General features: G+C 53.2%; 1 protein-coding gene. It reads left to right on the forward strand.

The window, feature by feature from the left end; all coding sequences use genetic code 11:
- The coding region (locus QP381_RS09480; protein WP_285068797.1) for a hypothetical protein at positions 1-235 on the forward strand (235 nt) is incomplete at both ends.

Consider the following 235-nt stretch of genomic DNA (forward strand, 5'->3'; position numbering starts at 1 on the left):
GTAATTAAGAAGCTTGTGGCGGATCAGGCATTCAGCAATGAAATGTATGCCAGTAGGATTATTTCTGCTGAGAGTGGCAACCTGGTTCTAAATGGTGATCTGACGGGCGGGCAGGCCCCGTGGAGTAAGGAGCTTAGCTTTATTGCTGATGGTGCCCCTCCTGCCTGTTCGGGGTACTTAAACGCGGATGCGAGGCCTGCCGTTATAAAGCAGGTGCACGGGGGAACCCCTATCC

It is taken from the genome of Pauljensenia sp. UMB6358 (genome assembly GCF_030216865.1).
Lineage (GTDB): Bacteria > Actinomycetota > Actinomycetes > Actinomycetales > Actinomycetaceae > Pauljensenia > Pauljensenia turicensis_A.